At 67.4% G+C, this 14,316-nt stretch carries 11 protein-coding genes; 4 read left to right on the top strand and 7 right to left on the bottom strand.

What is annotated here, in order from left to right; all coding sequences use genetic code 11:
* Window positions 1-25 precede the first annotated feature (25 nt).
* Window positions 26-739 (top strand): GntR family transcriptional regulator, encoded by a 714-nt coding sequence (locus J2S76_RS00875; protein ID WP_307056641.1) that lies wholly within the window; start codon window positions 26-28, stop codon window positions 737-739.
* Window positions 740-964: 225 nt separating this feature from the next.
* Window positions 965-1,660 (top strand): transcriptional repressor LexA, encoded by a 696-nt coding sequence (gene lexA, locus J2S76_RS00870; RefSeq protein ID WP_307056639.1) that lies wholly within the window; start codon window positions 965-967, stop codon window positions 1,658-1,660.
* Here the strand turns inward: lexA and J2S76_RS00865 are convergent.
* Complete coding sequence (locus J2S76_RS00865) at window positions 1,654-4,038, bottom strand: ComEC/Rec2 family competence protein (RefSeq protein WP_307056637.1); 2,385 nt, start codon at window positions 4,036-4,038, stop codon at window positions 1,654-1,656. The genes lexA and J2S76_RS00865 overlap by 7 nt on opposite strands.
* 182 nt (window positions 4,039-4,220) lie before the next feature.
* Here J2S76_RS00865 and gltX point away from each other — a divergent pair, with 182 nt between their 5' ends.
* Entirely contained in the window at window positions 4,221-5,657 is a 1,437-nt protein-coding gene (gene gltX / locus J2S76_RS00860; protein ID WP_307056635.1) for a glutamate--tRNA ligase, read from the top strand.
* A gap of 237 nt (window positions 5,658-5,894) precedes the next feature.
* Window positions 5,895-7,202: a citrate synthase gene (gltA, locus tag J2S76_RS00855; protein ID WP_307056633.1), complete on the top strand. Its 1,308-nt coding sequence runs from the start codon at window positions 5,895-5,897 to the stop codon at window positions 7,200-7,202.
* Between the two features lie 100 nt (window positions 7,203-7,302).
* Here the strand turns inward: gltA and lpxB are convergent, their stop codons facing one another.
* The 6 genes from lpxB to bamA all read right to left on the bottom strand — a co-directional run bounded on the left by lpxB (window position 7,303) and on the right by bamA (window position 14,280).
* On the bottom strand, window positions 7,303-8,481 hold the full coding sequence (gene lpxB, locus J2S76_RS00850) for a lipid-A-disaccharide synthase (RefSeq protein WP_307056631.1): 1,179 nt from the start codon (window positions 8,479-8,481) through the stop codon (window positions 7,303-7,305).
* Window positions 8,478-9,380 carry an LpxI family protein gene (locus J2S76_RS00845; RefSeq protein WP_307056628.1) on the bottom strand — a complete coding sequence of 301 codons (903 nt, stop codon included), beginning with the start codon at window positions 9,378-9,380 and terminating at the stop codon, window positions 8,478-8,480. The genes lpxB and J2S76_RS00845 overlap by 4 nt, the downstream gene beginning before the upstream one ends.
* A complete protein-coding gene (gene lpxA, locus J2S76_RS00840; RefSeq protein WP_307056627.1) occupies window positions 9,355-10,188 on the bottom strand; it encodes an acyl-ACP--UDP-N-acetylglucosamine O-acyltransferase in 834 nt (277 codons plus the stop codon). Before lpxA ends, J2S76_RS00845 begins: the two co-directional genes overlap by 26 nt.
* Window positions 10,185-10,673 carry a 3-hydroxyacyl-ACP dehydratase FabZ gene (fabZ, locus tag J2S76_RS00835; RefSeq protein ID WP_307056624.1) on the bottom strand — a complete coding sequence of 163 codons (489 nt, stop codon included), beginning with the start codon at window positions 10,671-10,673 and terminating at the stop codon, window positions 10,185-10,187. Before fabZ ends, lpxA begins: the two co-directional genes overlap by 4 nt.
* A 3-nt stretch (window positions 10,674-10,676) precedes the next feature.
* Window positions 10,677-11,765 (bottom strand): UDP-3-O-(3-hydroxymyristoyl)glucosamine N-acyltransferase, encoded by a 1,089-nt coding sequence (gene lpxD / locus J2S76_RS00830; RefSeq protein ID WP_307056622.1) that lies wholly within the window; start codon window positions 11,763-11,765, stop codon window positions 10,677-10,679.
* Window positions 11,766-11,853: 88 nt separating this feature from the next.
* Window positions 11,854-14,280 carry an outer membrane protein assembly factor BamA gene (gene bamA / locus J2S76_RS00825; protein ID WP_307056620.1) on the bottom strand — a complete coding sequence of 809 codons (2,427 nt, stop codon included), beginning with the start codon at window positions 14,278-14,280 and terminating at the stop codon, window positions 11,854-11,856.
* Window positions 14,281-14,316 lie beyond the last annotated feature (36 nt).

Here is a 14,316-nt window from a genome sequence, read left to right as displayed (position 1 = left end):
GCGCCTATCTGTCGTGTGTTTGCCCATGTCGGTGCTACCCGTCCGCCTGCCCCTTGATCGGCCAACCACCGGCACCCGCACCAATGGCGCGCGACCTTTGCGCGTGACGCGGGCCGAGGAGCTGCGCCTGCAGTTGGCCGACGAGATCACCCGCGGCACGCTTCCGCCCGGCACGGCACTGGACGAGACCGCGCTCGCCGCCCGCTTCGGCGTGTCGCGCACACCCGTGCGCGAGGCGCTGCGCGAGCTGGCCGCCTCGGGCCTGGTGGATGCCCGCCCGCATCGCGGCGCCGTGGTGGCGCGCCCGAGCGTCGCCCGGCTGCAGAACATGTTCGAGGTGATGGCCGAGCTGGAAGCGCTCTGCGCCGGAATTAGTGCGCTCAATATGACGCCGCCGGAGCGCCAGCAGCTGGAGCGTCTGCATGCCGGCATGGGCGAGCTGATGCGACTGGGCGACTTTGCGGCCTATCGCGAGGCCAATGAGCAATTCCACACCTCGATCTATGCCGGCAGCCACAATGACTATCTGATCGAGCTGACGCTGGGCACGCGACGCCGGCTCTCGCCTTTCCGCCGAGCCCAGTTCCGCGCGCTGGGGCGGCTGGCGCTCTCGCATGCCGAACATGACCGGGTGACCACCGCCATCCTGCGCGGCGATCGCGACGGCGCCGCCACAGCCATGCGCCACCATATCGCGATCGTCCACGACGCCTATGAGCAATACGCCCAGACGCTTTGACCGCGCTCTGTGATCTGGCTGGCCTGCCGCAACGGCGGCAAATTGCGCCGCCTTGGCCGCCCGCCCACCGCTCCAGGCGCACACCATTCGCCACTGCCAGCGTGATTGTGGCGGGCCAGCCGCCGTTTAGGCTCCCTTTACCCATTGTGGAACACAATAAGAACGGCTAGTCTTTGTTCGTGATTTGTTTCGTTTCGGCATCGGCCGGCAGACGGGGTTCTCTTGATGCTCACCCGCAAACAGCATGAGCTGCTCCTGTTCATCAATGAACGCCTCCAGCAGGACGGCGTGCCGCCTTCTTTCGAGGAAATGAAGGAGGCGCTCGACCTGCGCTCGAAGTCGGGCATTCACCGGCTGATCACGGCACTGGAAGAGCGCGGTTTCATCCGCCGCCTGCCAAACCGGGCGCGCGCGCTGGAAGTGGTCCGCCTGCCGGAGGACGCGCAGCCCACGAAGCCTGTCCGCAGCTTCTCCCCCAATGTCATCGAGGGCAATCTCGGCAAGGTGCGCCCCTCCTCGGACGATGATGGCGACCGCCGCGTCGTATCGATCCCGGTCATGGGCCGCATAGCCGCCGGCACGCCGATTTCCGCCATCCAGTCGCGCGACCACACCATCGGCATGCCGCCGGAAATGCTGTCGGGCGGCGAGCATTACGCGCTGGAAGTCCGCGGCGATTCGATGATCGAGGCCGGCATTCTCGATGGCGATCTGGCGCTCATCCGCAAATGCGACGCCGCCAGCACGGGCGAAATCGTCGTCGCGCTGATCGATGACGAGGAAGCCACGCTGAAGCGCCTGCGCCGCAAGGGCGCCTCGGTGGCGCTTGAGGCCGCCAACCCGGCCTATGAGACGCGCATTTTCGGCCCGGACCGGGTCCGCATCCAAGGCAAGCTGGTCGGGCTCTTCCGGCGCTACTGAGGATCGTCGTCGGCAGGCGGCGCCGTCTCGGGCGAGGACAAGGGTGGCGCGCCGGTCGCCTCGGCGGGGCCGGAGGTTGTTGGCGCCGGCGCAGCGGCCGGCTTTGATGCGATTTTGCTCCCAGGCGAGGCGCGGGCACCTCCGGCTCGCTCTGCTCCGGAAGGTGGCGGGCGCGGGGCTTTCGGTTCCCAGGGCCGCGTTCCCTGAGCCGGGCGAGCGCTGGCGAGAGCAAGGCTGCCATCCGGCATCAGGGTGCCGGCCACCCCGCCGATAGCCGTGCGGGCGTCGCGATAGATCACAGTCGCCGCGCAGTCGAGAGGCGGCGCGAAGGGTGTCACCAGCACTGCCGCCAGGCGGCAATCATCTTCCAGCGAATCCCGGTCGCGCGACACCACCACGAGCCGCCCATCGGGCAGGGGAAGCGTGCAGCCGAGCCGATCGCAGGCCGCAGCTTTGGTGAGGTCCCCCGTGCCGAATCGCGGCCGCTGCCCATCCGCGCTCAGCCATTGCTCGACCGCGAAGCGCCCGCCCACCCCTGCATCGCGGTCGCCCATGAAGGCGAGAGCGCCATCCCCGCCGCGCACCGCCACCGTGCGCGCCTCGGCATCGACCAGCAGGTCGGGGCGCGGCGCCGTCGCCGCCATGACGAAGCCAGCGAGCGCCAGCAGCGGCGCGAGAAGGACCAGCCTCGTGCGGGCGAGGCACAGCACCATCAATCCGAGGCTGAACAGCACCAGGCTCGCCATGGGCATGGCCGGCACGCCGCGATCGGCGCCGGGCAGCGCCGCGACCAGGTCGGAAATGTCGCTCATGCGGGCGAGGCCCCAGCCCATCAGTCGCCAGGCCGGGTCGTCCCAGCCAAACGGCATCAGGATCGAGCCGGCGAGCCCCGCCGGCATGACCACGAACGACACCACCGGCATAGCGCCGAGATTGGCCACCAGGCTCAGCGGCGCCAGGCGCTGGAAGTGATAGGCGGCATAGGGCGCCGTCGTCAGGCCCGCCGCCAGCGACGCCAGCACCAGCGCCGCGATATAGCGTCCCGGCAGCCCGAGCCAGCGCCCCGCCTTCGCCGAGGGCTGGGTGATGAGGAAGGCGAAGCGCTCATAGGCCCCAATCAGCCCGAGCGTGGCGGCGAACGACATCTGTGCCCCGGGATCGAGCACTGCCCGGGGCGATAGTGCCAGCAGCACCAGCGCCGCCACAGCCAGCGTCCGCACGGTCAGCGCCGGCCGGCCGAGCACGATCCCGGCCAGCACCAGCAACGTCATCACATAGGCGCGCTGGGTCGGCACTTCGGCGCCGGAGAGCAGGAGGTAGAAACTGGCCGACAGCATGGCGGGCAGCGCCGCCCAGGCCTTGATCGGCCGGTAGAGCGCAAGGTCCGGCACCAGCGCCAGCAGCGCCCGCGCCAGGAAGAACACGGAGCTCGCCACCAGCGCCATGTGCAGGCCGGAGATCGACAGCACGTGCGAGAGACCGGAGATCCGCATGCTCTCCTCAATCGATTCCGGCACCGCGTCGCGCAGCCCGGTGACGAGGGCGATAGCAACGCCCCCCTCCTCCCCCGGCAGCGCCGCGCGGATGCGTGCCGCTATGGCGCGCCGCGTGCCGTCGAGCCAGGTGGTCAGCGCCAGCCCCGGCGGCGGCGGCGTGGAGGCCGGGCTCAGCTGCGGCCGGCCGAGCGCATAGCCGGTGGCCCCGATGCCATCCAGCCAGATCGCCCGCCCGAAATCGAAGCCGCCGGGGTAGGACGGCCCGGGCGGGGGCCCGAACGTAGCGCGCAGCGTCACATGGCTGCCCACTGCCGGGGGCTGCCGGCCGGCGAGGGTGACGCGCACCCGCTGCGGCATCTCCACCCCGGCGCGCTCCATGCCGGTGACGGCAAGCGTGATGCGGCTGCCGCGCGGCCGCAGTTCCGCCGCCTCGACATAGCCGCGCACCTCGACCGCATTCAGCGTCCGGCCCAGCACCGGATGCGCCATGAGCTGCACCTGCAGCGCCGCCACCGCGAAACCGGCGGCGAGCACGGCGAGAAGCGCCATAAGGTGGAAGGCGAAAGGCCTCGCCCGCGCCAGCACGGCAAGCCCGGCAAAAGCGAGGGCCGGCACAAAGCCGGCATAGGGCAGCGGCTCCTGCGGCGCGGCGAAATACAGTGCGGCCCCGGCGGCAAAACCGATCGGCAGGAACAGGAAGCCGCGCCGGTCGTCGAGCTCGCGCTCCAGCGCCGTCGCCACGCCCTGCCAGAGTCCCGCCAAAGACAGGCCCGGCAGGCGCCAGTGGGTCGGGTGCCGCCTCGCCTGCCCCTCGCCGACCACGGCCGCCCGCGCGCGCTGGCGCGGCGCGTCTCTCGGTCCCTGATGCGGCGGCACATGCATCCCCCGATGCCCCTTGCGCGCGTGTTTCTGCCCTGCCCTTCTGCGTGGTACCGAGACTCGGCGGCCGAGGCGAACCGCACCTGACGGAAGGCCCGCTTTTCCCGCGTCGCACACCTATGGTACACGCACGCTCCGCGCCCGCCATGCTTCGCCGCCGTCCCTCCGGCGCAGACGGAAGAGATATGTCCGAGACCGTCGTTACCCGCTTCGCCCCCTCGCCCACCGGCTTCCTGCACATTGGCGGCGCCCGCACCGCGCTGTTCAATTGGCTCTATGCCCGCGCCAAGGGCGGCACGATGCTGCTCCGCATCGAGGACACCGACCGCCAGCGCTCCACCCCGGAGGCGATCGACGCCATCATCGACGGGCTGAAATGGCTCGGCATCGACTGGTCCGGCGATGTGATCTACCAGTTCGCCCGGGCCGAACGGCACCGCCAGGCGGTGGAGCAGATGATCGCGGCCGGCCGCGCCTATCCCTGCTACGCCAGCGCGGCGGAGCTTGAGGAGATGCGCGAGACCGCCCGCAAGGAAGGGCGCCCGCCGCGCTATGATGGGCGCTGGCGCGACCGCGACCCGGCGGAGGCGCCGGCCGACCGCAAGCCGGTGTTCCGCCTGAAGGCGCCGACCGAGGGCGAGACCGTCATCGAGGACCTCGTGCAGGGCCGGGTGGTGATTCCCAACAAGGACCTCGACGACCTCGTCCTGCTGCGCTCCGATGGTACCCCGACCTATATGCTCTCGGTGGTAGTAGACGACCACGACATGAACGTCACCCACATCATCCGGGGCGACGATCACCTCACCAATGCTGCGCGCCAGACGCAGATCTACCATGCGCTAGGCTGGGGGGTGCCGAAGATGGCGCACATCCCGCTGATCCACGGGCCGGACGGCGCCAAGCTCTCCAAGCGCCACGGCGCGCTCGGCGTCGATGCCTATCGCGCCATGGGCTACCTGCCTGCCGCACTGCGCAACTACCTCGTGCGCCTCGGCTGGAGCCATGGCGATCAGGAAATCTTCTCGACCGAGGAGATGACCCGCCTGTTCGACCTCGACCGGGTCGGCCGCTCGGCGGCACGCTTCGACTTCGCCAAGCTGGAGAACATCAACGGCCTGTATATCCGCTCGACCCCCGACGCCGAGCTGATCGAGGCCATCGACGCGCTGCTTCCGCATATTCCCGACGGCGGCACGATCGCCGCCGCGCTGACGCCAGAGCGTCGCGCCCAGCTGCTCACCGCCATGCCGGGGCTTAAGGAGCGCGCCAAGACGCTGCTCGAACTCATTGAAAGCTCAGCCTATATCTGGCGGATGCGCCCGCTTCCCCTGGAAGAAAAGGCGCATGCCCTGCTCACCGAGGACGCCCGCCGGCTGCTGGCGGCCGCTGCCGGACAGCTCGCTTGCGTGAGCGAATGGAACGCGGCGGAGACCGAGGCGGCAGTACGTGCAGTGGCGGAAGCGCAAGGCGTGAAGCTGGGCATGCTGGCCCAGCCGCTGCGCGCGGCCGTGACCGGCAAGACCACCTCGCCCGGCATCTTCGACGTTCTCGCGGTGCTCGGCCGGGAGGAATCGCTCGCCCGCATTGCCGACCAGACAGGTGCCGCGACGTCAGCCTGACGCCGCTTTCCGCCGCGATCGGGGGGCGCCCGAAAACGCGCGCCCCCGGGGCTCGGCCGCAATGCGGGAGCGGTTTCGCTGCGCTTGCGAGGGCGGATCGAAACCGCTACGACTTTGTCCATGGGCCGCCGTGGGACATCCCCTGTCTCCGCTGCACATTGCCGCAAGGCAGGCGCGGCCCCCGCAAAAGACGCGATCCGTTTCAGATCCGGTTCTCAAGGTTCAGGGAGACCCCGCATGGACGCCAGCCAAAGCAACGCGCCAAAATCCGCCACGCTCACCATTGGCGATGAAAGCTGGGAGCTTCCTATCCTGAACGGCACGATAGGGCCGGATGTCATCGACATCGCCAAGCTCTACAGCCAGACTGGCAAGTTCACCTACGATCCCGGCTTCACCTCCACCGCTTCCTGCGAAAGCCAGATCACCTATATCGACGGCGACGAGGGCGTCCTGCTCTATCGCGGCTACCCGATCGAACAGCTGGCCGAAAGCGACTTCCTCGAAACCTGCTACCTACTGCTCTACGGGGAACTGCCGACCGCCGCCCAGAAGGCCGATTTCGACTACCGCGTCACGCGCCACACCATGGTGCATGAGCAGATGAGCCGCTTCTTCCACGGCTTCCGTCGCGACGCGCACCCGATGTCGGTGCTGGTGGCCTCCGTTGGGGCGCTGTCGGCCTTCTACCACGACAGCACCGACATCTCCGATCCGCAGCAGCGCATGATCGCCTCGATCCGGATGATCGCGAAGATCCCGACGCTGGCGGCGATGGCCTATAAATACTCGATCGGCCAGCCCTTCGTGTACCCGAAGAACGATCTCGACTACGCCTCGAACTTCCTGCGCATGTGCTTCTCGGTGCCCTGCGAGGAATACAAGGTCAACCCGATCCTCTCGCGCGCCATTGACCGCATCTTCATCCTGCACGCCGACCACGAGCAGAATGCCTCGACCTCGACCGTTCGCCTCGCCGGCTCGTCGGGTGCCAATCCCTTCGCCTGTATCGCCGCCGGCATTGCCTGCCTGTGGGGCCCCGCCCACGGCGGCGCCAACGAGGCCGCGCTGAAGATGCTCGGCGAGATCGGCTCGGTGGACCGCATTCCGGAATTCATCAACCGCGCCAAGGACAAGAACGACCCGTTCCGCCTGATGGGCTTTGGCCATCGCGTCTACAAGAACTACGATCCGCGCGCCAAGATCATGCAGCGCACCTGCCACGAAGTGCTGGGCGAGCTCGGCATTAAGGACGACCCGCTGCTCGACATCGCCATCGAGCTGGAGCGCATCGCGCTGCAGGACGAGTATTTCGTCGAGCGCAAGCTGTACCCGAATATCGACTTCTATTCGGGCATCACGCTGCGCGCCCTTGGCTTCCCCACCTCCATGTTCACCGTGCTGTTCGCCCTCGCCCGCACCGTGGGCTGGATCGGCCAGTGGAAGGAAATGATCGAGGATCCGAGCCAGCGCATCGGTCGTCCGCGCCAGCTCTACACCGGCGCCACCCAGCGCGACTACGTGCCGATCGCCCGCCGCAAGTGATCGCGATGCCCGCGATGACTGCATGCTGATGGTCTGAAACTCGAAACCCCGTCCTCCGAATTGGAAGGCGGGGTTTTTTGTTGCGAGTGATCGCTCGGGCTCAGTTCACGGCGCGGCGCTGTGCCAGCGTCTCCAGCACCGCCCGCGCCGCCCGTCGGCTCGGCGGATCGCCGCCCTCGCCCATGACCGCGTCGAGCCGAGCGAAGGCGGAAAGCTGTGCCTCCCGCTCCGCCCCTCCAGCGATCAGCCGCGCCAGTTGCTCCGCCATCGCGGGAGGGTCGATGTGCCATTGCAGATATTCCGGCATGGCCGGCTCATCGAGGATGAGATTGGGCAGGATCGCCGTCTTCACCCGGATGAAGAAGGGCGCGATGCGCCCTTCCAGCCATGGCACCCGATAGGCCGCCACGGTCGGGACACCGGCGAGCGCCAGTTCCAGCGTCACCGTGCCGGAAGCGGCGAGCGCCGCCCGCGCCACCCGGAAGGCGGCCCGCTTCTCCTCATCCTCGACAATAATGCGGGGCTTGACCGGCCAGGACCCGACCATCTCTTCCACCTGCGCCCGCCGGCCCGGCAGGGTCGGCAGCACCAGCTCGACATCCGGCACCTCGGCCGTGAGCCGCGCCAGCACCTCGCCAAAGGTGGCCCCGAGGCGCGCCAGTTCCGCCCGCCGGCTGCCGGGCAGCACCAGCAGAACCGGCGGCGCCGCCGCGCGCCGGGCCGCCTCTTCGGCAGACGGCCGGAGCGTGGCCAGTTCACCCAGCAAGGGGTGGCCGACATAGGTGGTCAGCGGCCCGCCCAGCGTGTGCATTGCCTCGGGCTCGAAGGGTAGCAGCGCCAGCACCCGGTCGAAGTCCGGCGCCATAGCCTTGGCGCGCCCCGGCCGCCACACCCAGACGGTGGGGGCGACATATTTGACGATCGGCAGCTTCGGCAGGCGCGCCCGCACCTTGCGGGCGACGCGATGGGTGAAATCGGGCGCGTCAACCATCACCACTATATCCGGCAGCTGGGCGATGATCGCCTGTGCCGTCTCGCTCATGCGCCGCAGGATGCGCGGCAGGCCGCCGATCACCTGTGCAAAGCCCATCGCGGTGATGTCTTCCATGGGGAAGAGCGGCACCAGCCCCTGCGCCTGCATGCGGGCGCCGCCGACGCCGCGAAAGCGCACCCCGCCGGCATGGAGCACCTTCAGCTCCGCCATCAACCCGGCACCCAGCACATCGCCCGATTCCTCGCCGGCGACGATGAATATGTCGAGCGGAGCCGGGTCGCTCATGCCCCCTGCGTCCCCTCGCGCTCGACGCCGAGGATGAACAGGCCCTCCCGGTCGGCAAGCCGGATCAGCGCGGCGCTATCGGCGACGATGACGCCGCCGGCCTCCAGCGCGATGCCCGCCAACCCGGCCCGGGCCGCCCCTTCCACCGTGCGGACGCCGAAGGAGGGAAGATCAATTCGCAGATCCTGCCCCTCCTTCGGGCGCTTGACCAGCACCCCGCAACGCGCCGGCATCTTGATGCGGCCATTGCCCCGCAGCTCGGCGACACGGGCGAGCATGAGATCGGTACCCTCGGCCGCCTCCACCGCGACGACATGACGGTTCATCACTACCAGCCCCTGGCCGATGTCGAGCGGGCCCATCACCGCCAGCGCAGCGCGACCGCGGGCGATATCCTCGCGCGCGGCGGCATCGGGCGCCACAGTGCCGAGCTGTCCGGCGGGCATAAGGATTTCCGGCGCCGCCTCATGCGCGCCAACGAGGCGGAAGCCCGATTCCTCCATCAGCCGGCCAAGGCCGGTGAGCAGATAGTCATCGCCGCCGCGCAGCAGGGCAACGGCACGCGGCAGCAGCCGCAGCGTCGCCCAGTCGAGCCGGAGATCGCGAATACGCGGGCGCAGCACATTGCCGATGAAGACGACGTCACGGCAGCCCCGGCGGCGCAGCTCGCTCTTGAGGAAACCGAAGCGGCCGAGCGAGATCCAGGCATGCGGCCAAGCCTCGAAGGAAGCATCGGCAAAGCCACGCACCGGGAACAGGACAACCTGCCGCCCGGCCCGCCGCGCGCCCTCGGCCACAGCGAGGGGAAAGGCCCCACCGCCGCAGATGATGGCCAGTGGGCCTTCGGTGGAATCCCCCGTCGAGGACGGCGCCTCAGGCGGCGTCGGGTTCGGCGACATGGTCGGCCGTATCCTCGGGCACGGTCAGGCGGCGCTTGCCGCCATTGCGTACGAAATCGACGACATGCATGACGTTGGCGTCGTCGGCATAGCGCTCAGCCACGCGCGCGGCGCGCTCGCCCAGCGTGCCGCCGGAATAGAACAGCTCGCGATAGGCCGCGCGCAGCGCGTGGATCTGCGGCCGGCCGAGGCCACGGCGCTTCATGCCGATAATGTTCAGCCCACCGAGTCCGCTGCGGCCATAGATCATGGCGCCGAACGGAATGAGATCGTGCTGCAGCCCGCACAGGCCGCCGACAATCGCATTGTCGCCGATGCGGACGAACTGATGTACCGCCGCCATGCCGCCGAGGAAGACGTTGTTTCCCACGCTCACATGGCCGGCCAGCGTCGCGTTGTTGGCGAAGATGACATTGTTGCCGACGATGCAGTCATGCGCCACATGGCTGTTCACCATGAACAGGCAATTGTCGCCGACAACCGTCTCCTGGTGCCCGCCAGCGGTGCCGGTGTTCATCGTCGCATGCTCGCGGACGGTGCAGTTGCGGCCGATCACCAGCCGCGTCGGCTCGCCCTTGTAGCCGAGTGACTGCGGCGCGAAGCCGAGCGAGGCGAAGGGATAGATCGTCGAACCCTCGCCGATGGTGGTGTGCCCGCCTATCGCGACATGCGAGATCAGCTTGACTCCGGCTCCCAGCACCACGTGCGGCCCCACGGTGCAGAACGGCCCGATCTCGACGCCGGCGCCCAGAACGGCACCCGCCTCGACACGCGCCAGCGGGTCGATCTTCGCCTCGGCTTCGTTCATTTACGTTCCCCGCGGGCGATCATCGCGCCCACTTCCGCCTCGGCGACGATCTGCCCGTCCACCTTGGCCTCACCACGGAACCACCACATGTTCCGCCGCTTGGTCATCTGGGTCATGTGATACTCAAGCACGTCGCCCGGCAGCACCGGCTTACGGAACTTGGCCTTGTCGATGGTCATGAAATAGACCAGCGAGGGCGCACCATCCTCAGGCCGGTCCAGCAGGCAGATGGTGCCGGCGGTCTGCGCCATGCCCTCAAGGATGAGTACGCCGGGCATGACCGGATTGTCCGGGAAATGGCCCTGGAAATGCGGCTCATTGGCCGAGACGTTCTTGATCCCCACCGCCTTCCTGTCACCTTCAATGCCGACGATGCGGTCGACCATGAGGAATGGATAGCGGTGGGGAAGCGTCGCCAGGATACGCTGAATATCGGCGGCACCCAGCGCCGTGGGTTCAACTGCGGCTTGCTCCTGCACGTCCATCCCCTACTGTCCCTGTTGTTCGCCGGCGACGCCGCGCTGGCCAGAACTTGTTCCCTCGCCACGCCCTAGCCGCTGCAGCGCCATCACCTCGCGGAACCAGTCGCGCATCGGCTTCGCCGGCGAACCGCCCCATTCGGCACCGGGCGGCACGTCATCCTTCACATTGCTGGTGGCGGCGATACGCGCGCCGTCGCCGACGCGGACATGTCCGATGACCCCGACCTGCCCGCCCAACATCACGAAATCCCCTAGCGTCGCGCTGCCGGCGATGCCGGTCTGCGAGACGATGATGCAGTGGCGACCGATGACCACGTTGTGCGCGATCTGCACCAGATTGTCGATCTTGGTGCCCTCGCCGATCACCGTGTCGCGCAGCCCGCCGCGGTCAATCGTCGTCGAGGCGCCGATCTCCACATCGTCCTGCAGGATCACCCGGGCGAGCTGCGGAATCTTGGCGTGGCCCCGGGCGCTGCCGACATAGCCGAAACCGTCCTGCCCGATCCGCGCGCCCGGATGGACGATGACCCGGTCGCCGAGCAGCGCGTGCTGCAGAGTTACCCCGGCGCCGATCGAGCAATGACGCCCGATGCGAACGCCCGGCCCGATCACCGCACCGGCGGCGACCACAGTTCCGCTGCCGATTTCAGCCCCGGCACCAATCACAACGCCCGGGTCAACCGTCACCTCCGCTTCGATCCGCGCCTGCGGATGCACCACGGCCCCGGCGGCGATGCCGACATGGCCGAACATCGAACCCGGGCGCAGGCTTGCCGCATGGAGCTGGCGGGCAACCGTGACAAAGGCCGCGTGCGGCTTGGCAACGCAGAGCGCCACCGTGCCTTCCGGCACATGTTCGGCAAAGCGATCAGTGACGAGGCACGCGCCGGCACGGGTGTCGCGCAGCGCCGGCACATGGCGGGCGCCGTCCATGAAGGCGAGATCGGCGGGGCCGGCCTCCTCGAGCGAGGCCACGCCGGAAATCCGCACCGACGGCGCGCCGGCGACAGCCTCGCTCGCCGACGTACCGAGAAGCGCGGCAATCTCGGCCAGCGTCAGCGGCACCGGCGCCAAATGGAAGAAGGGATCGTTCATCGCCGCCTGTCGACTGCCGTGCCGTTACCCAAACGCACAAGCGGCCCGGATGACCGGACCGCCGTGCTGCATAATGGGGTGGAGCTTATCAGAAGCGGGTGCCGCCGCTGAAGCGGAACTGCTGCACCTCGTCATACCATTCCTTCGACAGAGCCCAGGCATAGTCGAAGCGCAGCGGACCGAAGGGCGACTGCCAGATCAAGCTGACACCGACCGAGGACCGGATGCTGTCGCTGTCGGCGACGCAGACATTCTGAAGGCCCTTTGTCGAAGAGCCGGCAATCGCACTGCAATCCACCAAGTTCTTGTCCCAGTTCGGAATGTTCGGGAAGGTGGTGTTGCCCTGATAGTCCCAGAGCGATCCGGCATCGGCAAACACCGCCGCCTTCAGGCCGAAATCCTTGGGCAGGAAGGAGAGCGGAAACTGAACTTCCGCCGAGGTACCCCAGTACATCGTGCCACCGAGCGCATCCATGTCCTGGCCATAGGCGCCCGAGGCCAGATCGCGCGGACCGATGCCGTTCGGCGCGAAGCCGCGAACGAGGTCAGGACCCTTGAAGAAATTGTCCGTGATCCGCAGGTCCTCATTACCCCACCCGGCCACATTGCCGACCTGGCCACGCAGCAGCAGCACGAAGTCGCCGACGATCGGGGTGTAGAAACGGGTGTCGAAGGTGGTGCGGACATAGGTCGTGTCGCCGCCGAGACCGGCGAAGTCCTGCTTCAGTTCGATCAGGTAGCCGTTGGACGGGTTACGGTTATCGTCCAGCATGTTGTAGGACAGGGTGTAGCCGACCGCCGAGGTAACAATTGACTCATTGTTGATCTCGAGCAGGGCCCACGAAATGTTGTTGTAGACCTCGTCCGTGATGCTGACTGAGATTTCCTTCTGCGACAGCATGTAGCGCAGGCCCAGCGTCAGCTCGTCGGTCAACGGCAGGGCGATACGCAGTGTGCCGCCTGCCGACTCCGTGTCGTACTGGCTGTAGCTGGTGGCATTGGTCGTCTTCCAGAACAGGTCGAAGCCGGCGGCGATGCGATAATCGAGGAAATAGGGCTCGGTGAAGCTGAAATCGGCGCCCTGCACGTTCTCGCCGAGCTGGCCGGCGAGGCGGACATACTGCCCGCGCCCGAGGAAGTTCTTCTCCGAGATCGCCACTTCGCCGATGAAGCCGTCCGAGGTCGAATAGCCGCCCGAGACCGAGAACTCACCGGTGGGCTGATCCTCAACCGTCACCACAAGGATGATGCGGTCGGGCGCGGTGCCCGGCTCGTTGGTGATCTTCACTTCCTTGAAGTAACCGAGATTGCGCAGGCGACGCTCGGCGCGGTCCACCATCACGCGGTTATAGGCATCACCTTCGGCGAAATCGAACTCGCGGCGGATAACCCAGTCGCGGGTACGGACATTGCCGCGGATCTCGATGCGCTCGACATAGACGCGCGGGCCTTCCTCGACAGCGAAGACCAGCGAGATGGTGCGCGCTTCGACATTGCGGTCGCCGCGCGGACGGATCTGAGCGAAGGCATAGCCCGACTTCGAGACTTCGATCGTGGCGTTCTCGACCGACTTCTCCACCAGCTCGGCATTGTAGACCTGGCCGGGCGCGACGCGCAGGGCGCCACGCAGATCGTTGATCGAGACATCCTTGATCCCACTGACCACATCGACCGTGCCGATGCGATACTGCGGGCCTTCCTCAATCACATAGGTCAGGATGAAGCCGTCGCGCGCCCGGTCGAGATCGGCCGTCACCGAGATGATGCGGAAATCGGCATAGCCATGCTTCAGGTAAAAGCGGCGCAGCAGTTCCTGGTCGGTATTGATGCGGTCGACGTCATAAATGTCGGTGTTCTTCAGCCAGGAGAGCCAGTTGGTCTCCGTGGTCGTGACCTCTTCCTTCAGCTTGTATTCCGAATAGGCCTTGTTGCCGACAAACTTGATCTCGGCCACACCCAGCTTGTCGCCTTCGGTGATCTCGAACACCAGATCGACACGACCCTGGCCCCGCTCGATGATCTTCGGCTCGACGCGCACGTCGTAGCGACCAGCGCGATGATAGACGTCGATGATGCGCTGCGTGTCGGCCTGCACCGTCGTCTTGGAGAGCGGGCTGCGAGCCTTGGACTGAACCTCCAGCGCCAGCTGGTCGTCCTTGACCTTCTTGTTGCCCTCGAAGGCAACGCGGTTGATCACCTGATTCTCGACGACAGTAACGACCATCCGCCCACCGCGGTTGCTGATCGTGACGTCGGAGAAAAGGCCCGTGGCGTAAAGCGACTTGAGCGCCTCGTCGATCTTGGCGGGTGTCAGCGACTGGCCGGGAGCGGGCTGGAAATAGGAGCGGATGGTATCGGCATCGACGCGCTGATTCCCCTCGACCACAATTGAATTCGCCGACTGAGCCATGGCCACTCCAGGCGCCATGACGGCACCCGACACACTGCCGACCGCCACCAGAAGGGCAAAGCCGACAACCGAGGCCAATCTACTCACGAACCGGGAACGAGCCATTTGGTGCGCAACCTTACCGTTGTTCTGGGAGACGTC

Source organism: Ancylobacter vacuolatus (assembly GCF_030813595.1).
In the GTDB taxonomy this organism is placed as follows: domain Bacteria; phylum Pseudomonadota; class Alphaproteobacteria; order Rhizobiales; family Xanthobacteraceae; genus Ancylobacter; species Ancylobacter vacuolatus.
Note: the sequence above shows the minus strand (reverse complement) of the source record. Positions and strands in the feature narration are given on the sequence as shown.

Excerpts from the sequence above, each read along its gene's own strand:
- J2S76_RS00875 (WP_307056641.1), top strand. The coding sequence starts at position 26 with ATGTCGGTGCTACCCGTCCGCCTGCCCCTTGATCGGCCAACCACCGGC.
- lexA (WP_307056639.1), top strand. The coding sequence starts at position 965 with ATGCTCACCCGCAAACAGCATGAGCTGCTCCTGTTCATCAATGAACGC.
- J2S76_RS00865 (WP_307056637.1), bottom strand. The coding sequence starts at position 4,038 with ATGCATGTGCCGCCGCATCAGGGACCGAGAGACGCGCCGCGCCAGCGC.
- gltX (WP_307056635.1), top strand. The coding sequence starts at position 4,221 with ATGTCCGAGACCGTCGTTACCCGCTTCGCCCCCTCGCCCACCGGCTTC.
- gltA (WP_307056633.1), top strand. The coding sequence starts at position 5,895 with ATGGACGCCAGCCAAAGCAACGCGCCAAAATCCGCCACGCTCACCATT.
- lpxB (WP_307056631.1), bottom strand. The coding sequence starts at position 8,481 with ATGAGCGACCCGGCTCCGCTCGACATATTCATCGTCGCCGGCGAGGAA.
- J2S76_RS00845 (WP_307056628.1), bottom strand. The coding sequence starts at position 9,380 with ATGTCGCCGAACCCGACGCCGCCTGAGGCGCCGTCCTCGACGGGGGAT.
- lpxA (WP_307056627.1), bottom strand. The coding sequence starts at position 10,188 with ATGAACGAAGCCGAGGCGAAGATCGACCCGCTGGCGCGTGTCGAGGCG.
- fabZ (WP_307056624.1), bottom strand. The coding sequence starts at position 10,673 with ATGGACGTGCAGGAGCAAGCCGCAGTTGAACCCACGGCGCTGGGTGCC.
- lpxD (WP_307056622.1), bottom strand. The coding sequence starts at position 11,765 with ATGAACGATCCCTTCTTCCATTTGGCGCCGGTGCCGCTGACGCTGGCC.
- bamA (WP_307056620.1), bottom strand. The coding sequence starts at position 14,280 with ATGGCTCGTTCCCGGTTCGTGAGTAGATTGGCCTCGGTTGTCGGCTTT.